19 protein-coding genes are annotated in these 20,412 nt (G+C 32.5%); 3 read left to right on the top strand and 16 right to left on the bottom strand.

Annotated features, from left to right (window positions below; genetic code table 11):
- Positions 1 to 2: 2 nt before the first annotated feature.
- The 10 genes from lptB to ABYK18_RS03580 all read right to left on the bottom strand — a co-directional run bounded on the left by lptB (position 3) and on the right by ABYK18_RS03580 (position 9,268).
- Complete coding sequence (lptB, locus tag ABYK18_RS03625) at positions 3 to 725, bottom strand: LPS export ABC transporter ATP-binding protein (RefSeq protein WP_373035272.1); 723 nt, start codon at positions 723 to 725, stop codon at positions 3 to 5.
- Entirely contained in the window at positions 712 to 1,131 is a 420-nt protein-coding gene (tsaE, locus tag ABYK18_RS03620) for a tRNA (adenosine(37)-N6)-threonylcarbamoyltransferase complex ATPase subunit type 1 TsaE (protein ID WP_373035270.1), read from the bottom strand. The genes lptB and tsaE overlap by 14 nt, the downstream gene beginning before the upstream one ends.
- Positions 1,128 to 2,114, bottom strand: coding sequence for an anthranilate phosphoribosyltransferase (gene trpD, locus ABYK18_RS03615; protein WP_373035269.1), 987 nt, complete (start codon positions 2,112 to 2,114; stop codon positions 1,128 to 1,130). Before trpD ends, tsaE begins: the two co-directional genes overlap by 4 nt.
- Entirely contained in the window at positions 2,111 to 2,359 is a 249-nt protein-coding gene (locus ABYK18_RS03610; protein WP_373035268.1) for an RNA-binding S4 domain-containing protein, read from the bottom strand. Before ABYK18_RS03610 ends, trpD begins: the two co-directional genes overlap by 4 nt.
- 126 nt (positions 2,360 to 2,485) lie before the next feature.
- Positions 2,486 to 3,679, bottom strand: coding sequence for a sensor histidine kinase (locus ABYK18_RS03605; RefSeq protein WP_373035267.1), 1,194 nt, complete (start codon positions 3,677 to 3,679; stop codon positions 2,486 to 2,488).
- A 2-nt stretch (positions 3,680 to 3,681) separates the two neighbouring features.
- The gene (locus tag ABYK18_RS03600) at positions 3,682 to 4,449 is read right to left on the bottom strand and encodes a response regulator transcription factor (RefSeq protein ID WP_373035266.1); all 768 of its coding nucleotides are present in this window, start codon (positions 4,447 to 4,449) and stop codon (positions 3,682 to 3,684) included.
- Positions 4,450 to 4,507: 58 nt separating this feature from the next.
- Positions 4,508 to 5,002, bottom strand: a complete 495-nt coding sequence (locus ABYK18_RS03595; protein ID WP_373035265.1) for a response regulator — start codon at positions 5,000 to 5,002, stop codon at positions 4,508 to 4,510.
- 64 nt (positions 5,003 to 5,066) lie between these two features.
- The gene (locus tag ABYK18_RS03590) at positions 5,067 to 6,305 is read right to left on the bottom strand and encodes a response regulator transcription factor (protein ID WP_373035264.1); all 1,239 of its coding nucleotides are present in this window, start codon (positions 6,303 to 6,305) and stop codon (positions 5,067 to 5,069) included.
- Positions 6,306 to 6,387: 82 nt separating this feature from the next.
- On the bottom strand, positions 6,388 to 7,569 hold the full coding sequence (locus tag ABYK18_RS03585; protein ID WP_373035263.1) for a sensor histidine kinase: 1,182 nt from the start codon (positions 7,567 to 7,569) through the stop codon (positions 6,388 to 6,390).
- Positions 7,562 to 9,268, bottom strand: a complete 1,707-nt coding sequence (locus tag ABYK18_RS03580) for an EAL domain-containing protein (RefSeq protein ID WP_373035262.1) — start codon at positions 9,266 to 9,268, stop codon at positions 7,562 to 7,564. The genes ABYK18_RS03585 and ABYK18_RS03580 overlap by 8 nt, the downstream gene beginning before the upstream one ends.
- Before the next feature lie 237 nt (positions 9,269 to 9,505).
- On the opposite strand from ABYK18_RS03580, the gene ABYK18_RS03575 reads away from it, so the two are divergent.
- A complete protein-coding gene (locus ABYK18_RS03575) occupies positions 9,506 to 10,066 on the top strand; it encodes a PAS domain-containing protein (protein ID WP_373035261.1) in 561 nt (186 codons plus the stop codon).
- On the opposite strand, the gene ABYK18_RS03570 is transcribed toward ABYK18_RS03575, so the two are convergent.
- The gene (locus tag ABYK18_RS03570) at positions 10,047 to 11,780 is read right to left on the bottom strand and encodes a YgiQ family radical SAM protein (protein ID WP_373035539.1); all 1,734 of its coding nucleotides are present in this window, start codon (positions 11,778 to 11,780) and stop codon (positions 10,047 to 10,049) included. The two genes, ABYK18_RS03575 and ABYK18_RS03570, sit on opposite strands and share 20 nt — an antisense overlap.
- Positions 11,781 to 11,879: 99 nt before the next feature.
- On the opposite strand from ABYK18_RS03570, the gene ABYK18_RS03565 reads away from it, so the two are divergent.
- Together ABYK18_RS03565 and fliL are read left to right on the top strand one after the other, a co-directional pair.
- Entirely contained in the window at positions 11,880 to 13,571 is a 1,692-nt protein-coding gene (locus tag ABYK18_RS03565) for an AMP-binding protein (RefSeq protein WP_373035260.1), read from the top strand.
- A 9-nt stretch (positions 13,572 to 13,580) separates the two neighbouring features.
- Positions 13,581 to 14,099: a flagellar basal body-associated protein FliL gene (gene fliL / locus ABYK18_RS03560; protein WP_373035259.1), complete on the top strand. Its 519-nt coding sequence runs from the start codon at positions 13,581 to 13,583 to the stop codon at positions 14,097 to 14,099.
- On the opposite strand, the gene ABYK18_RS03555 is transcribed toward fliL, so the two are convergent.
- The 5 genes from ABYK18_RS03555 to ABYK18_RS03535 form a co-directional block, all read right to left on the bottom strand.
- Positions 14,100 to 15,017: a manganese-dependent inorganic pyrophosphatase gene (locus ABYK18_RS03555; RefSeq protein ID WP_373035258.1), complete on the bottom strand. Its 918-nt coding sequence runs from the start codon at positions 15,015 to 15,017 to the stop codon at positions 14,100 to 14,102.
- Between the two features lie 47 nt (positions 15,018 to 15,064).
- On the bottom strand, positions 15,065 to 18,184 hold the full coding sequence (locus ABYK18_RS03550) for a transporter substrate-binding domain-containing protein (RefSeq protein WP_373035257.1): 3,120 nt from the start codon (positions 18,182 to 18,184) through the stop codon (positions 15,065 to 15,067).
- A 1-nt stretch (position 18,185) separates the two neighbouring features.
- Entirely contained in the window at positions 18,186 to 19,232 is a 1,047-nt protein-coding gene (locus ABYK18_RS03545) for a response regulator (protein ID WP_373035256.1), read from the bottom strand.
- A gap of 46 nt (positions 19,233 to 19,278) precedes the next feature.
- Complete coding sequence (locus ABYK18_RS03540) at positions 19,279 to 19,713, bottom strand: glycine zipper 2TM domain-containing protein (protein WP_373035255.1); 435 nt, start codon at positions 19,711 to 19,713, stop codon at positions 19,279 to 19,281.
- A 74-nt stretch (positions 19,714 to 19,787) separates the two neighbouring features.
- Positions 19,788 to 20,412 (bottom strand): NAD(P)H-dependent oxidoreductase (locus ABYK18_RS03535; protein ID WP_373035254.1); only part of this gene is annotated, 625 nt, incomplete at its 5' end.

The raw sequence follows: 20,412 nt of genomic DNA, 5'->3' as shown, positions 1-20,412 counted from the left end.
CCCTAAAGCTTAAATTCCTCACCTAGATAGTGAGTACGGACATCGGCATTTTGTCCTATCTCGTCACTTGTTCCGTATGCTAAAAGAGCCCCTGCTTTGATAACATAGGCTCTGTCACAAACAGCCAAAGTCTCACGAACATTGTGGTCTGTAATAAGTACACCGATATCATAAGAGACAAGCTGATGAATAACTTTTTGTATATCCATGACCGCGATAGGGTCGACCCCTGCAAACGGCTCATCCAAAAGCAGGAATTTTGGTTTGTTGACTAAGGCTCTTGCTATCTCTACACGTCTTCTCTCTCCACCGCTCAGACTGATACCCTTACGGTAGCGAATCGGCTCAATGTTAAACATATCAAGAAGTTCCAAGATCCTCGCTTCTTGAGCTTCTTTGCCTTCTATTGCAACTTGGGCTGCAACCATCAGGTTATCTTCTACTGTTAAATCTTTAAATATTGAAGCTTCCTGGGGCAGATACCCTATTCCTTTTTTTGCTCTTTGATGAAGCGGCATTTTTGAGAGGTTTTCACCATCAAAAAAGACTTCACCGTCACTTGCTTCGACAAGCCCGCATATCATATAAAAAGTCGTTGTCTTTCCTGCACCGTTTGGTCCAAGAAGTCCAACGACTTCTCCGCTGCTCACTTCAAGGCTCATACCTTTTACTATTTCTAAATCTTTGATTTTTTTCTTTAACTCAACTGCTTTAAGCGTGTGCATAATCTACCTCATAATTTCTACTATTATCATCTAGTTTTTTTATTGTGATCGTCAATGTTTTTATACCGGCAGAATTTAAGATATCTACCAGTTTATCATCTCCCCACTCTACTAAGTGAAGTCCGTCCTTGTCTAACTCTTCAAGCATCCCCAAAGATATAAAATGTTCTATACCGTGATTGTAAATATCATAGTGAAAAATCTTATCTCCATAACATTGCTGCAGAGAAAAGGTTGGAGAAGTAACATCATCTTCTATACACAGATGCTTCGCTAGAGCTTTGACAAAAGTCGTCTTTCCTGCCGCCAAATCTCCTCTTAAAATAATGACTCCATTTGGAAATTTTTCGCAAATTTCCTCTGCCAATGTATGAATCTCATCTAGTTTTAGTTGATAATTTATCATAATTTGTTTGAAATCTCTATGATTTGCTTTAGTTTTTCTTTGGCTTTTGAGCTTTTTATCACTTCACGTGCAATTTCAAGTCCGTCTTGAATATCTCGGGCCATTCCATCAACCATAAGTGCAGATGCGGCGTTGATAAGCACTATGTCCCTTTGTGCATCTGTAGCATTTGAATTGAAAATATTGTATAAAATACCTGCATTAAAAGATGCATCTCCGCCTACTATAGCTTTTAGAGGAACTCTTTTGATTCCATACTCCTGCGGGTCTATTTCAAACTCATGAACAACACCGTCATGAAGCCTTGATGCATAAGTGACATCAGAAATGCTTATCTCATCCATACCCTCTTTTGAACTTACCACCATAGTCGATTTTGCACCGTTAATCTTTAAAGCTTCTGCCATCTTAGGTACAAATGATTTATCAAATACTCCAAGCAGAGACTTCTCTACTCCGGCAGGATTTGTCAAAGGTCCAAGTATGTTAAATATAGTCTTATCAGGTATACTTTTTCTTACAGGCATAATAAACTTCATTGCAGGATGATGATTCTGTGCGAACATAAAAGTAAAGCCTGACTCTTCTAAAAGTCTTGCACTATTTTCTATACTCAAATCAAGTCTTACTCCAAGTTTCTCAAACATGTCGGCACTGCCTGATTTTGAAGTGACTGAACGACTGCCGTGTTTTGCAACGAAACTACCGGATGCCGCTACAAGGATTGCAACCGTTGATGAGATATTAAAACTTCCTATCTTGTCTCCGCCTGTTCCTACTATGTCTATAGCTTTATGACGGATATCATCAGATATCGGCAAAGGTATGGCATTGCTTCTCATAACATCAGCCGCCGCCGCGATCGCTTCTACAGAAGTATGCTCATCAAGTTTCATACTTAGTAAAAACTCTCGCATCTGAGTATCATCCATCTCATGGTTAAAAAGTGAAGTAAACTTCTCTTTAGCTTCGTTATAAGTCATGAAACCTCCTTTATATACTCATCTTGTAAGGATTTTGGTGTTGATTTGGTTGTAGGAATCTGCAAGACTTCGTATTTTTTCGTCTCATTAAGATAGTTGATGGTAATAATACTTCCTACCTCAACGTTTTTACTTGCTTTTGCTACTGCGTCGTTTATCAAAACAACATTATTGCTTATCATATCCTGTGCAACAGAGCGTCTTTTAGTTATATTTACTGAATTTAAAAATTTATCAATTCTCATTTTTTAACACTTTATGATTTTTTATTTAAAGTATTGTAGAGTATTAAAACTGAGAGGAATGTAAGAGTTGGAACAATTTTTGCATTAAATACGGCTTAGTATTGAAAAAAACACTTATTTATTGTTTTAGTCTTTGACATCATCAGTTTCGTTCAACGGCAAAACTATCGTAAACATACTGCCTGCATCGATGTTTTGTACACGTATATCACCGCCGAGATGTTCTGTTATTATTATTTTTGATATATAAAGACCAAGTCCTGTGCCGTTTCTTTCATTTTTGGTTGAGAAATAAGGTTCAAATATACTGGAAATGATTTCTTCTTTAATACCGCCCGCATTATCTTTAATATAAACCTCAATGCGCTCATTATTTATATTCCAGCCAATATTTAAAGTCTTATTTATTTCGCTATCTAACATCTCAATAAATGCGTCATATGAGTTGTTAAAAATATTTAACATAGCCTGCATAAGTTCATTTTTTAATACATCTATATAAATATCTTGATTTATATTCTCTTGTATGATTTTTATACGAGCATTATCATATTGTTTTTGTACTAAATTAATAACCCTATTGATGAGGCTGTTAAGAGAGAGGCGTTCTTTTACTTTGCCTTCTTTAAAAAAGTTTCTAAAATCATCGATTGTATTTGACAAAAAATCAATTTGCTTATTTACCTCTTCAAGCTGTGTTTTTAAATCTTCCTTGTCTAACTCATCCAATACCAAATCAAACATAATGGAGTTTGAGATCATACCTATAGCGGTTATAGGCTGCCTCCACTGATGAGCTATCATCTCAATCATTTCTCCCATAGTTGCCTGTTTTGATTGTGCTATTAGCATCTTCTCATGATGTTTCAGTTTATTGACCGAACTCTCAATACTGGCTTCCAAATCTTCATTTAACATCTCTAAACGCTCAACTCCGCTGCAAGACGCTATTGCTATATTGATTTTATTTTGAAACCCGCCGAACATAACAGCATATTCTTCCACTGATTCATCACTCTCTTTATATACAAATTCCAGGTATCCATACCTTAGAGGCAAAATAATTATACGAAATTCTTTATAATCTTCTATGATATAGCTTTGGTCTTTTACATTTTCTCTGTTAAATCTAAAATCACTATTAACACCAAGCTTTAAAATAGGCTCATTATCCGCATTATTGGAGTAATAATAAGACCCAAGCGCATTTGTTTTATGAGAAAAAGTACACAAAATCTCAAAAACCATACTGTTAAATTCGAGTGAATTTCCAATAGAATCTAAACATTCATATGCAATGGAGAGTTGTTTTAGGTTCATAGTTATATACTATCTACTTGCTGTACTATTCTATATCCTACACCATGTACACTTTGAATAAACTCGCTTGGAAGTTTTTGTCTTAATCTATACATTGATTTTCTAATATTTTGCGGATTTACATCTTTTGAATACATATAAAGATGATTTACTATCTCATCAATCGAAACACTTAAATTTAATTTTGAAATCAGTTTTTCAACTATCAGGTTTTCATATGCACTTAAAATTACTGGAGAACTTTTTAGATACAAAACTTTTTCTTCTTTATTATAAATAATATCGCTAGATAGGTTTATAATATTTAACAATCCATTTTGCCTGTATATATCCATACATACTAAAGAAAGTTCATCTAAAAATACATCTAACGCCACTGGTTTCGGTATAAAACGGCGAACACCGAGGTTTATGAACTCTAACAGATAATCTACTTCTTTATGTGCTGATAAAACAATAACATCCTGCGAGGGATTTATCTCTTTTATTATTCTTATCAACTCGACGCCGTCAATATTAGGCATTGCAATATCACTCAATACAATATTGTATGCCTCATTTTGTTCATATTTTTCTTTATATAAGGCAAGAGCCTCTTTACCGTCATACGCAGAGCCGACACTTGCAAATAATGAACTTAATATTTTTTTTAAACTATCATGTACAACTACATGATCTTCAGCTATCAATATACTCATATTCTTGGTATATTGTTTTAATTTTGATATCTGATATTTATATTTTTCTATGTCAAATTCCAAATTATTCATGTAATGATTATATCATAAAAGTTTTGCCGAGTTAAAATCTTAAATGTTGTCAGCAATGTTAAGAAGAGAGTGTTGAATACAACAGCATTTTCTCAATATCGAGTTCTTCGTTTATCTGTTTTTCAAGTTCTTCTACTTTGTTGTTGTCGTGTTTATTTTTTATCAACTTATGAATGCTTTCAAAAAAACTGTTTAAATCAAATGGTTTTAATATAAACATATCGACACCCTGTTCTATTAACTCTAAAAGATATTTTGGGCTATCATATGCTGATGATATAGCAACAATCTGCTTCTTATTAATAGCCTTGATTTGCCTCATCATCTCTATACCGTCCATAATAGGCATCTCAATATCCGTTAAGACAATATCGTATTTTGATTCATTGTACAGTTTTAATCCCTCTTGACCGTTTGCGGCAACATCAACACTTTTAAATATTTTTTTTAATGCTCTTGTCACTTCGTCTCGTATTGTAGGTTCATCTTCCACATATAGTATAGTCATTGTTTTAGAGTATTCTCTAATTTGTTTTATTATCTCTACTTCCATAACCGTATCTCCTTTTTATATATACATATATTAATTGCAGACCTATCTTTTTAACTGACATTTTCTACTCCTTAAGCATGTATATCATTGCTTCTGTATTATCAATAATATCTTTTACAGACAACTCTCTATCTATATTTTCTACTAAAAAGTCCAAATTCAAACTTAGTTCTCTTCCTTTATTGCATTTATAATTTTTTCCAAAACTTTTTAAGCTGTTACTGACTTGGTCATTGATATCTACATTTGCCATCAATATGTACCTGTTTGTATCAAAAAGATATATATTAACTTTTTCCTTTTTTATATACTCATTAAACTCTTGTTTAACATTTACAGAGAGTTTGCTATTGATAAAATTCATCTGTTTTGCGCCATACTCTTTTATATATTCTTGTATATTTTTAAGACCAAAGCAAAAAACACTGTAACTATTATCATCATTATAGACAGTGTGTAATTTTTCAATAAAATCTTTTCTTGTTTTAAATACTTTCATACCATTAATACTAGATTTTTCCAAATTATTAATTACAAAATCAATATTTACAAAATTTAACAAATATTGATTTTTTCCTTCATCTGTTTTAAGTACATCAATCTTATATGCCTTGTATATTTTTGAACCTATGTGCATAATTTCGTACACTCTATCTAAACCAATAATACGTTTTACTATATCTTGATTTTTAAGAAGCTTCATCTCTTTATCTCTAAATATACGACCTATTTTAAACTCATCTATATCACCGTCAGAATCTTTTAAAAAATTTTCTTTAAAAACTTCATTTACATATTTTAATCTATTTTCATCAATGATTGCAATTGGGTTATTCATACCACTAAATACATTATCTTTTATTTTCTGATTAAGTAATATATTTTCCTTTTTGTCTTTAAAAATTTTTATAGCAGTTTTAGCGAGTAGTTCTAAAAAACTGTTCAGATCAATAGGCTTAAGAATAAATTTGTTTACACCTATATCAATCAGCCTAGTCATATATTTTAGTTCACTGTGAGCAGACGTAACTATAATTACTTGATTTTCATTTATTTTTTTTATCTTGTGTGACATCTCTATACCATTCATCATTGGCATTGATATATCTGTAATTACGATATCATGATGAGCTTCTTCATACTTTGCCAACCCATCTTTACCGTTTATTTCTATGTCAATATTCTTAAATATTTTTTCTAAAATCCTATGAAGCTGCTTTGAAATATTTTCATCATCTTCAACATACAAAACCTTTAACCCGAGACAAAGCTTACGAAGCTTAAGAACAGTATCTTTATCCATTAACAACTCCTTGTATATTTAGTGTAAATTCAGCGCCATTTTCTACATTATTCGCATATATACTGCAGTTTTTTAAAGTTCATCATTTATCTATTGGCTCACTTTTTAGTGGTAATGTGATTTTAAATGTAGCTCCATTGTCTATATTTTCTACGCTTAAATCACCTTTTAAATGCTCGCAAATAATTATTTTACAAACATATAATCCCAAACCGGTTCCATTTTTTTGTTTTTTTGTAGAAAAATACGGGTCAAATATTTTCTCTATTACATCACTTTTAATACCGCCTGCATTATCCGCAATTGTTATATAAACATTTTCTTCATCTTTATGACAAGCAACCTTTAGGTGTTTATTTTGTACATCTGGAGAAAAAGCTTCTTTCGCATTTGAAATTATATTTATAAGTGCTTGTATTAATTCACTTTTAAATGTATTGAGCGTGGTATTTGGACTGTTATCTTCAAACGTCAAGTCTATTTGGGCCTTGCTGAATTGTTTTTCCAAAATTGATATACTATTTTCTATGACATCACTTAAAATAAACTCTTCTTCTTTTTTGCTCTCTTTAAAAAAGTTTCTAAAATCATCAATGGTATCTGAGAGATATTTAACTTGTTTATTTATCCCTTCTAAATCTTCTTTTAAAATCTCCGTATCAAGTTCATCAAGTAACATATTTAAAATAACGTTATTTGATATCATACCTATAGTGGTAACAGGTTGTCTCCATTGATGGGCTATCATCTCTATCATTTCGCCCATAACAACATTTTTGGACCTAACTAATAAAAGTTTTTCATGTTCAGAAATCTTTTTAACCGATTCTTCAACTTTTATCTCAAGTTCTTTATTGAAGTTTTCTAATTGTTCTACCCCTATACAAGCACTGATTGCAAAATTAATCTTTTGTTGAAATTTACTTATTAGAGATAATAAATATTCCATATCACTTTCTTTATCTTTATATACAAAAGTTAAATAACCTATTTTTAAGGGTAATATTACTACACCGTATTGATTATCTTTATAACTAAAACATTTCTTTTCTTTTAGTTTTGTTCTATCAAAATCGGCTTTGTAAACTTCACCTATATTAATAAGGACATTGTCACTTTCTTGATTCGTACAGTAACAAGCGTATATAGCTTTCGTTTGACGGTAATATGTAATCATGATTTCAGAGATCATACTCTCAAGTTCAAAAGAATTTCCAATTGAATTTAAACATTCAAACTCTATATCTCTTAAATTACTATGCATATGATTTCTCACTTATTTTTTCAGCTGGATGGCCTAAATAGTATCCTTGCATTGCATCTACATCTAACTTCATTAACTCCATATATATCTCTTCTGAACTAACATATTCTGCGATTACTTTTATGTTAAATCTGTGTGCAAATTTAATCATAGTCTCAACAAAGAAATACATTTTTTCATCCGTTAAGATATCTTTAACGATTGAGCCGTCAAGTTTTATAAAATCAGGGTTAATATTAAATATATATGAAAAATTTGAATATCCGCTTCCAAAATCATCTATAGCTACCAAAACACCTAACCTTTTGAATCTTTTTAAAAAACTATTAACAACATCCATATCATCTATAATATCACTTTCAACAATCTCAAAGATCAATTTACTGCCCAAATTATTTTTAACAATCACATCTTCTAAAGTATCTAAAAAATCATTGTTTCTCATATCTTGATATGAAAAATTCAACGAAAAAGTTCCCTTTGTTTTAATCGCATAGTCTATTGCTTTTAGTATGACTACTTTTGACATTTCATTGTAATAATTATGATCTTTGGCAATTTGTAAAAATGAAATTGGCGTTATATATTTATTTTCGTGTAAAGTGTCTCTAATTCTCATCAACACTTCATGCCTAACTTCACCACTTTTATCAACAATCGGTTGAAAAAATGGAACCAGCAAATCATCATCTAAACTTGTCTGAAGTAGTTTTTTTACTTTCATGATATCCATAGCTACTTGAGAACTGTCAGGAATATCTTTAATCATTGCATATTTTAAGAAATTTTTCTTTGCATATTCAAGAGTCTTATATAAATTATCTAAAATTCTTCCTTTACCTTTACCTATTGCCATGGTAAGCTGCAAATCAATATTTTTCATTTCAATCATGTTTATTTTTTGCTGCTCAATTGATTTGCACATTTTTATAGCTTCTATCTCTAGTTCGCTACAGCTCATATTAATTTCATTTTTAAGAAGCAAAAAATTGTCTCCAGAAACTCTAAAGGCTGTATAATCATACTTTCTTGATTCATCTTTTAAAATAGTCGCAAATTGAAGTAAAAAATCATTCCCATGCTCATAAGAATATCCTTCGTTTATTAACTTAAATCCATTTATATTTATTAATAAAGCAAACTTTTCAGTATTTTCACTTAGTGTGTCTATCAGGTGAGAGTAGTTAAAAAGATTTGTTATGTGATCAATATCTTTGAAATCATTTGTCGTTGTGCTGTTATTTTTTAATTTATCTCTCATTATTTTATTATGATATTTAATTGTCTTATCAGCATATATATTCTGTACTGTGTCATAAATTTGTTTAAACATTTTCTCAGTGTCTATTGGCTTTAAGATATATCCGGAAATGCCATTTTCTACCAAACTTAAAATCTGTTCAATATTTTGATTAGCTGTAATTACAATAATTGCCTGATTTAAATTATTTTCCCTTATTATACTGGTTAGTGTATCGCCATCCATATTTGGCATACTAAGGTCAGTAATCACTAAATCATAATCCTTATTCTCATATTTATACAGTGCTTCGGCACCATCACAAGCCAAATCTAAATCATCAAATATCCTACTAAGCATTCTACCGACTTGCTGTCTTACAGTTTCTTCATCCTCAACATACAAAACACTCATAGTTTTACCAAACTTACGAATCTTATTTATAATCTCTAAATTCAAAATATTCTCCATATAAGTACTACACTATGCATTGTAAATAAAATTTGTCGTTTAGTTGTCCTATTTAGTCATATTGTATAAATTAAAATGATTTTTCAACAACAATAACATAAAGCAACCTATTATAATTTATTCTTTAATTGTTTTTTTTAATTAACATTATATAATTTTATTTAAGAAAAAACATCCTAGAATTTAGACAAATAATGGTTGTACATTAATACACTAGGAGTTGTTATGGCATTGAGCAAAGATGATGATGGTGCGGGTAAAATCGAACTTGACAGTGTAAAATGCATTTTAAGTACGACGGACCTCAAAGGAAACATTCAATATAGCAATCGCTATTTTAGTGAAGTAAGCGGCTACTCAAAAGAAGAACTTCACGGCTCCCCACACAATATTATTCGTCATCCTGACATGCCAAAGGTTATGTTTAAACTGATGTGGGATAGGCTTAAAAAGAATGAAAACATCACAATGATTGTCAAAAATAAAGCAAAAGACGGGCGTCACTACTGGGTAAAAACATTTTTTGAGACAAAATATCATCCCATAAGCAGAGAACCTTACGGATATTTATCAATTCGTCATGCAGCTCCAAAAAAAGCGATAAGAGAAATAAAACCTCTTTATAAAAGATTGCGTAGTATAGAAGCCAGATATGGAATACATGCTTCACAAGACTACCTGATTAAGTATCTGATGAAAGAGGATAAGACATACGACGAATATCTTAAAGAGATAACTCAAGAAAAAAATATAATCATTGACTTTTTTACGAGGCAAACCCACTAGTAAAACAATCTTTTTTCACTACTATCTGTTTTTGTTTCTCTTTTCGCTTTGTATCTTTTTCAACAAATATCTTCTTACGCGTCTTTGGATCTAGTTCTGTATAATACATTACTGCTGAGTATGTACTTGGAGTAGGAGTAAAGACTTGAGCCTGCTCAGGGTTCATCTTAAGTTCATCTGTAGTAAATCTTTTTAACTCATGCATATCTTTTTCTTCACATCCAGGGTGTGCGGCAATAAGATAGTAAGTAAGAAATTGATTTTTACCCTCTTCTTTATTCAGTCTGTCATACATCTTTTTAAAATCTACAAGTGTTTCCTTACCTGGTTTACCCATAAGTTCAAGTACGTGTTGTTGTGTATGTTCAGGGGCAACTTTCAACTGACCGGATATATGGTGTTTAACCATCTCTTTAAGGTAAGAATATCCATGTTTTTTATCTGCTGTAATAAGGTCATACCTGACTCCGGATGCTATAAACGCTTTTCTTACACCTTCTACTTCTCTGACTTTTCTAAGAAGGTTTATATTTCTTCCGTGATCTACGTGCATCACCTTACAGAGTCTATCAGCATCTACACAGCGGATATCATCACAAGTACCTTTTTTAAGTTTTTTACCACACTCATATCCGTACATGTTGGCAGTTGGTCCTCCAACGTCAGATATAATGCCTTTGTAGTCTTTGTACTTGTTAAACTCTCTGGCTTCATTTAAAATATTATCTTCACTGCGAGTTCTGATAGTACGACCCTGATGCACGCCTATTGCACAGAAATTACATTCTCCCCAGCATCCATGATGGGTCATAATGGAAAATTTAATAGTCTCAAGACATTTTACTTTACCCATTTTTGCATAGTAAGGGTGAAGTTCTCTTGTAAAAGGCAGGTTCGAGTTGGCATCCATCTCCTGTTCATCCAAGTAGTCACATGGAGGGTTTTGGATTAAAAAGCGATTATCAACTCTCTGACAAAGTCCTTTTGCACTTATTGGATCATTATTATCGTAAAAATCATCAAACAGGTCTATATACTTCTCCTTATCATCTAAACACTCTTGATGAGATGGAAGCTGTATATATTCATAATTTGGCTCTTTAGATATATAACACAGACCTCTTATATCACCGTAGTCATTACCCTCATCTATAGCCTTTGTAAGCTGTTCCAGTGCTATTTCACCCATTCCGTATATTAGGATATCTGCTTTTGAGTCAAAAAGAATCGGTTTTTTCAGTTTGTTTTGCCAGTAATCATAATGGCTCACTCGTCTAAGACTGGCTTCAATGCCTCCTAAAACCAAAGGAACCGTATCTTTAAAATATCTGCGTATAAGATTGCAGTAAACACTCAAGGCGCGGTCAGGTCTTTTATCGTTTTTCCCACCTGGAGTATAATCATCGGTATTTCTAAACTTTTTTGTTGCTGTATAGTTTGACACCATGCTGTCAACACTGCCACCGCTTACTCCCCAATATAGTCGAGGTTCGCCTAAACGAGAAATATCATCTGCACTCTTTATATCAGGCTGACCTATCATACCTACTCTGTAACCAAGACGTTCAAGCATCCGACCGACCATTGCCACACCGATAAACGGAGAATCTATATACGCATCTCCGCTAACTAAAATTACATCACACTGATCCCAGCCCAATAAATCCATCTCTGCCCTAGTTGTTGGCAAAAAATCTTTTTCACTGAATGTTATAGTATTTTGTTTTGGTTGTTTGTTTTTATTTCTTCTACTCAAAATTTAACCTTTTATCTGTATAATAATACTAAATACTTCCAAAATAAGAGATTATGTATGAATTACCCCTATGATAATTTAGAAAATTTCACGCTTCCAAAACTGTTTGAAAGGTCAGTAAGCCTGTATGGAGAGGAACCTGCTTTAGCTAAAGTAGGAGAAGATGCTATCAACTACAATCAACTGAATGATAAAGTTCTCCAAACGGTTGAACTACTTCAAAAGAGTGGAATTTCTAAAGGCGACAAAGTTGCTCTGCTTAGTGAAAATATGCCCAACTGGGCAGTTGCATACTTCTCGGTAACTTACTTCGGCGGGGTTATCGTTCCGATTCTTCCTGATTTTCATCCTTCTGATGTAGTTCATATTATTAAGCACTCAGAAGCTAAAGCCGTATTTGTATCAGATAAATTTTTATCGACTATTGAAGATGCAAATGATCTGGATATGCAAATTGTAATAAATCTGGAAAAACTTGAGATTATTGAGAATATCAGTAATAAAAGCTATTTATCTCAGCTGAAGCAAAGCCTTGCTTCTTTAGAAAAAGTGCCAAATTTTTCTACTAAAATAACCAAACCAAAAGAAGATGATTTAGCGGCAATAATCTACACTTCCGGAACAACTGGACATTCAAAAGGCGTAATGCTCTCACACAAGAACCTTGTCACAAATGCTCTTTCATCGTTTTCAAAAATATCAATACTTAAGAGCGATGTATTTTTATCTATACTTCCTCTGGCTCATACACTAGAGTGTACAGTCGGTCTCATAGTACCGATACTTCACGGCAGCAGTGTTTACTACATAGATAAGGCACCTACTCCGAGTGTTCTTTTAAAAGCATTTAATGTTGTTAAACCTACTATGATGCTAAGCGTTCCTCTTATTATAGAAAAAATCTATAAAAACAAAGTATTAGCTAAATTTAACAGCTCTTTCATTTTAAAATATCTATATAAAATACCTTTCTTTAGAAAAATATTAAATCGTGCTGCCGGCAAAAAACTTATAGAAACTTTTGGCGGAAGAGTCAGGTTCTTTGGTATTGGAGGAGCGGCCCTCTCCCCATTTGTGGAGCAGTTTCTAATGGAAGCTGAATTTCCTTATATCATAGGCTACGGCCTGACTGAGACTTCTCCTCTTATTGCAGGAGGTTCTGTTATAGACGGCATAGTTAAAGTAAGATCTACAGGAACGCCTTTTTATGGAGTTACCGTAAAGATAAAAGACAAAGACGCTGTTACGGGAGAGGGAGAGATTATAGTAAAATCTCCCAGTGTAATGTTGGGATACTACAAAGATGAGGAAAAGACAAAAGAAGTCATGGAAGACGGATGGTTTTTAACCGGAGATTTGGGCTACATGGATGAAGACGGCTTTTTATTTATCAGTGGACGCAGTAAAAATGTCATCATAGGTTCAGGCGGTGAAAATATATATCCTGAACAGATAGAAGCTATTATAAACCAAAATGAAGCTGTTCTTGATTCTCTTGTAATGGAACAAGATTCAAAATTAATAGCAAGAGTACACTTAGACTATGAAATGATAGATAAGATGTTTAAGGCAAATAAAGTTTCAGATGCTAAAATAAAAGAAGAAATAACAAACTTCTTAGAAGAGTTAAGAGTTGAAGTCAATTCGCAAGTTTCATCTTTTTCTAAAGTAAATAAATTTGTTGAACAGATAGAGCCTTTTATAAAGACGCCGACTAAAAAAATAAAACGATACTTATATGTTGAATAGGAGCTGGTAGTGTTTGAAAAAATTATAAAAATTATAATCTGGATTATTATTGCACTTATTGTAATATTACTACTTGCATATGGAGTATCTAAATCTAGTTTTACCAATCTAAAAAAATATGATCAAAAAGACACCACTATACGTAACTCACTTGTGACATCTGCTGCAAAAGAGCAACTGGCAAAAGAAAGATATTACACTACAACAGTAAAAATCAAAGATGGAAATATGGCTAATTTAGGCGATTTTACTCTTAATATTTCCGGAGACAGACAACTGACTATAAATATATCTCTCAAGTATAAAGAAAACAAAGGTAATGACTGGCTAAGCGGTAAAAATGTAGAACAGGAGATTCTTGATAAAGGTGATGCGTTACGAAGCGCTGTCGTTAGTACAATCTCAAATAGTGAAAATGCTTCTGTTGCTAATACAAAAATGAAAAAAGAACTGGTTAAGAGTATGAACGACTACCTCTCCGACGGAGAGATAGAAGAAGTTTATTTTAATAGATTTATAATTCAGTAATTAAAATTGTGGCTGTAAGAAGGGAATTACCTGTTTCTTACGGCTAAGAACTCCGTCTAGCCATACTTGCGAATCTTCTAACTTACAGTTAAACGCACTCTCGATTTTACTCTCATCATCACTGACTACTAGAAGCTGTGAACCTTCTTTCATAATATCTGTTAGTAAGATGATTACACTGTGAAGATTGCCCTCTTCTTTTAGCTTTTTCATATCGGCAAAGAGGTCATCCTTCATCCCGTCAAATACACTTAAATCGACTACTTCAAGTTGTCCTACACCAAGTTTTTCACTACCCATCGCAAACTCTTTATAGTCACGTGTAGTCAACTCGCGGGCAGTTGCGCCTTGTACGGCTGATTTGACAATAAACATTTCCATGCCAAGAGCTTTATAATCTTCGATACCAGCAATTTGAGCTAATTCTTTAACTGCTTTTGTATCTATCTTAGTACATGTAGGAGATTTAAAAATTACAGTATCACTCAAAATTGCACATAACATCATACCGGCTATATTTTTTGGAATCTCAACACCATGGTAATCATACGCTTCTTTGATAACAGTGTTTGAGCATCCTATAGGCCTGATCCAACACTCTAATGGTGTAGAAGTAGTCAGGTCACCGAGTTTATGATGATCGTAAATACCTAAAATAGTAGCATCCATAATATCCGCAGGAGCCTGACCCAAATCAGAAAAATCAACTATGTAAACATTTTCACCTGCATAAGAAGTCTTAAGTTCAGGCACTTGTGCACCGAATTTATTTAGTATGAACTCAGTCTCAGGAGAAATTTCACCTTGACGTGTCGGTACACAGTCTTCACCAAGTTGATTTTTAAGATATGAAAGAGAGATAGCTCCAACTATAGAATCAGAATCAGGATTTGTGTGTCCAAAAACATATGTTGACATTTAATGACCTTTGTAAATTTTTTCGTATTATACTGTAGTTTTTAAAACTATAATTTAGATTTTAAATCTTTCATCTTAATTTCATATTCATCTAACATTCGATTTATGGCTTCTATCTCAAATGAATCAATTTTTTCTATAAATTCTTTAGAATACTCAAGCATATATTTTATATTGTATTGAGAGGATAGTTCCAATAATGCTTTTACAAAGTTTTCTATAGCGTTTATATCATTTGTTTTGTTTGCTTGTAAATAGCTCTCTTTTAACTTACCTTCTACTGCATCTAAAAAGTTTTTTAAATCTTCTAAGTTATCAATAATGATTTCATCTTGCTTTTTTGGTATTAAAGCAGCTTCTTTAAAACTTAAAAATTTTGATATTTCTTTAAAAAGCTCACTTTTTGAAATTGGTTTTCTTAAATACCCATCAAACCTTTCACCCTCTAATTTTTTAAGTTCATCTTCCATTATAGATGCCGTAAGAGCTATAATAGGGATTCTGCTGAATTCCTTTACAAGCCTTGTTGCAGTATATCCGTCCATTACAGGCATCCTTATATCCATAAGAACTAAATCAATATGTTCAGCTTTAATAATGTCTATAGCCACCTTACCGTTTGTCGCTTCAAGTATTTTTATATTTGTCCCAACGAAACTCTCTTTGACTAAACCTCTATTTTCATTGACATCATCAACCACCAATATTACTGCACTTTCAAACTCAATTGAAGAATAATCTATACTTGATTTAGAAAAACACTCATCATCATTAAGAGATGCAATATCTATATTCTTTAGACTGACTATGAAAGCAGCTCCTTTACCTAATTCACTTTCAACATTTAATGAACCGCCCATCAATATTGACAGCTTTTTAGAAATAGCTAGTCCAAGTCCTGTTCCACCGTATTTTTTTACATCTTGATTTTGTGACTGTTCAAATATGTTGAATATTTTATTATGCTCAGACTTATCTATCCCTATACCGCTGTCTTCAACTCTTATCGTCAGATCAACTTTACTAGAGTGATCATAAACATCATTAATAACGACTACCACTTTTACATACCCGTTTTGTGTAAACTTTATTGCATTTCCTATAAGATTTATCAGTATCTCGTTTAATCTCATTTTATCAACCAATATAGCTTTTGGCATCTCGTTGTCAATCTCTAAAGTAAGCTTTAAACCTTTTTGTTCAGCTTGCAAACTAAAGATATTAATAGTATCTTCACATAAGTTTTGTAAACTCACTCTACTTTTTGTTAACTCCAGTTTTCCCGACTCTATTTTTGATAAGTCCAAAATATCATTTATTAAAAATAGTAAGGTTTGCCCTGATGAACGGATAGTTTTTACAAATGATTTTAACTTTTTATCTTCTACTTTTTTGTCTAACAACTCTGCAAAACCCAAAATAGCATTCATAGGTGTTCGTATCTCATGACTCATATTTGATAAAAAATCGGTTTTTGCTTTATTTGCATTTACTGCGATATCTTTGGCCTCTTTTAATTTTTTGTTTAGTTGAAACAATTCTTCTTGTGCCAACTTTCTTTTATGAATCTCAACAGATAACTTTCTATTCCAATATAACGTTCCCGATATAAAAAATACAAATATAGCAGCAATCTGCCAGACAAGTGTATAGTCAATTTTTTCTACATATTTTTGATATGTCCACTTCATCAAAATATCATGCTTTTTTTTCTTATCAATATTTTGTAATACTATATTTATTATCCCAACTAAAGGTTTATACTCTTTTCTAACTCCAAATCCTACCTCTGTAGATATCGTTGTCTTACCGACTATTGCGATATTATGCAATCCCATCTCGGAAATCTCATAACTGCTCAATGCCGAAGTACATAACAAAGCATCATACTTTCCTGTTGAGACGGCACTTAAACCCTCTTTTATATTATTTACTTCAAAAAAATCAATATCTTTATACTCTTGTTTTAATTTTGGCACATATCCATAGTCTTTGATCAATGCAATTTTTTTATTTGCAATTATGTTTAAATCTTCAATATATCTGGTGTCTTTATTCATTACAATTACAATCGAGTTGGCTATAAATGGTTTTGTATATTCTAAATCCAACTTGGAATCGGTTGTCTCAACTATCATAGATACGTTGGAGTTTTTTATATTGCTGATAGCATCTGACCATGTTGGATATGGAATATATTTAAACTCTATGCCTGTTTGTTCTTCTATCTCTTTAACATACTCTGCCGCTATTCCTATATGTTGCTTATTTTTACTAACAGCTTCAAAAGGGAGCCAATCCGGATCGCCTGTATATTTGACAACAGAATGTTTTTTTATCCAATCTCTTTGTTTTTTAGAAAAGTTTAATTGTGAATCCTTTTGGTCAAAATTAAAGTTTTTTTTCCATTTGCTTTTTAATTTCTGATGTTCTTGAGGGGTAATGCTTTTTATGCTCTTTTGAATGATGCTAAAAAGAACCTTGTTCTCTTTGTTTATGGCTACACTCACTGAGGTGGTAAAATCTTTTAGTTTAGAGACTATCTTTAAATTATTCAACAGATATTTATTCATGATGTATGTTGAAACAGCCAAATTACCCACATATGCATCGGCTTTTCCAAAAGAAACTGCTTCCATTGACTCTTCATTTGAGTTAGTTAAATGGAGCTTTATATCTGGATATTTTGATTGTAACCACTCGTGAATGTATGAGCCTCTGTTTATTGAAACACTTTTCTTTGTAAGGTCTCCTATAGTTTTTATATCATTATTATTTGAGAGTGTAATTATCACCATAGGAACACTTAAATAATTTTTTGAGAAACTAAGATATTTTTTTCTCTCATCAGTCTCGACTGCGCAAGTAAGTCCATCATATTTTTTGGCTTTCATATCATTCAAGACATTCGACCAAACTCCAGGATATATTTTAAATTTTAATCCACTTTTTTTTGATATAAGTTTTATATATTCTGATGATAGACCTGTATGATTGCCGTTACTGTCTACAAAATCAAAAGGCGGCCATTTATAGTCAGCCCCTAACTTTACAACAGGATTATTTTTTATCCATCTAAGCTCATCCTGCGTAAATTTAAGTTCTGATGAGAGTAATGAAGTTGTAATAAGAACAAAAAATGATAAATGTAATAAAAGAGATTTCACTCTATGCTTCTATTATGTCTTTAAAGTCGTCTAAATTATTTTCAAAAAGTTCTACCAAGTACGGGTCAAACTGCGTTCCCTTATGCTCTACAATATACTTTGCTGCATCATCAAAACTCCAAGAGTCTTTATATATCCTTTTATGAGTCAAGGCGTCTAAAACGTCAGCAAGAGCAACTATTCTTCCGTAAATGTGGATCTCTTCGCCCTTAAGTCCCTGAGGATAACCTTTTCCGTTGTATTTTTCATGATGCTGATGAGAAATAATAGCTCCGGCTTGAATAAGTTTTCTTTTTGAATTTTTCAATAGATTGTAGGCATTTGTAGTATGCTCTTTCATTGCACAGAACTCTTCTTCAGTTAACTTACCAGGTTTATGTAAAATATCTCTGTCTATAGTGATTTTACCAATGTCATGAAGAGCAGAAGCGTCTTTAATGACTAAAGCTTCATCATCGTCTATTGCATTGTGCAGTTTAGCTAAAAATTCTGATATATGAGCAACTCTTTTAATGTGTCTTCCCGTCTCATCTGAAGATGATTCCATTACTTCAGTAAGTAGATAAATTATCTCTTTTTGGGTTGCTTCGAGCTCTGATAATAATCTGGTTTCGTTATGTTTTATTTTTACATTTAGATCTAGGTTATTTTGTTCAAGCACTTTTTTTGCTCTGTAAAGCTCAAGATGCGTAGAGACTCTGGATATTAATTCTGAAGGATGAAACGGTTTGGTTATATAATCTACCGCACCAAGGCGAAAGCCTTCTGTTATAGAGTCTATATCAGCTTTAGCGGTCAAAAATATTATAGGGATATTTTTTGTTACTTGAGATTTTTTTAAAGTTTTTATAACATCAAAACCGTTAAGGTCAGGCATCATGATATCCAGCAGAATCAAATCAAAACTCTTACTTTTAACAATTTCCAATGCCTGTTTGCCGTTTAAGGCAAATGAGAAATTATAATTACTCTCTTTTAGAATATTCATAGCAACTTTGATATTGTCGCTTACGTCATCTACAATCAAGATATTATATGATAAATCCATAAAATACTCCCCAAAAATGCGTTTAAATAAATTATATCATATCAGGCTATTGAACTCTATCAACCTGAACAACTCTGTTATTATCCATAATGATTTTTACACGATCCCCTGATTTAAAACGATTTCCTTTGATTACTACAACGATATCTTCATCATAATCCATTCTAATGGTAAGTTCTTCTCCGTTTGCTTTTGCAATCTCACTTCCTGCGTAATAACCGGCGATACCTCCGCCTAAAGTTGCAAGGACTCTACCGCTGCTTCTTCCGACTAAAGAGCCCAATACGGTACCAATAATTGCACCAAAAAACTTACCGCTTCCCTCATCCGTTATAACTACCGGTCTGGATTCAAGAACGGTGCCTATTTCATACCTTTTTATCTGATTATAATTCCTGCCCTCATATTCAGGTCCTTTATTAGTCGCACATCCGGAAAATACAATAGCACTTGCAAGTAATATGTAAATAATCTGTTTCATATTTTCAATCCTTATAAACATGTAATGTTCAATGATACACGTATTTAACTAAAACAAATGTAAAAAAATATTGTTTAGTCAATAAACTCAACAACCTCGTCATAATCCAATCTTACTTGTGTAGATTGCTCATTTAGCCTGTATCCAAACGGAATCATCATAGAGAGCCTATACTTTTTTTTATCGATATTTAAAATCTCCTCGACCTGATTTTTGTCAAAACCTTCTATCGGACAAGAATCTATACCTCTAACCGCCGCAGCATTCATCATATTTGCTCCTGCAAATGCAGTCTGCTTGGCTGTCCAGGCATATATATTCTCATCACTGCTTAGAGTCTCTGCAAGATGATCCGAATATAGTTTTAGGTAAAACTCTAGGTTTTCTTGCGGCATATCACGTCTAGCAAATCTTTTTTCAACAATTCCGGATTCAGGCTTTACAGACTCAATCCCTGCTAAAATAATTACCAGATGCGAACAAGTGGTTATTTGCGCCTGATTCCAGCAGGCAGGTCTCAGTTTTGCTTTTAAATCTTCGTTTGTAACAACCAAAAATTTCCACGCTTCCATCCCGAACGACGATGGAGCTCTTCTTCCGGCATCAAGTATAAATCTTATATCTTCATCAGATATCTTTTTACTCTCATCAAACACTTTACACGCATGTCTAAATCCCAATGACTCTTCAAATGTTTTT

Origin of the sequence: Sulfurimonas sp., assembly GCF_041563495.1 — a bacterium.
Classification (GTDB): Bacteria; Campylobacterota; Campylobacteria; order Campylobacterales; family Sulfurimonadaceae; genus Sulfurimonas.
The sequence above is the reverse complement of the archived record's forward strand: the minus strand, read 5'-3'. Positions and strand labels throughout refer to the sequence as shown.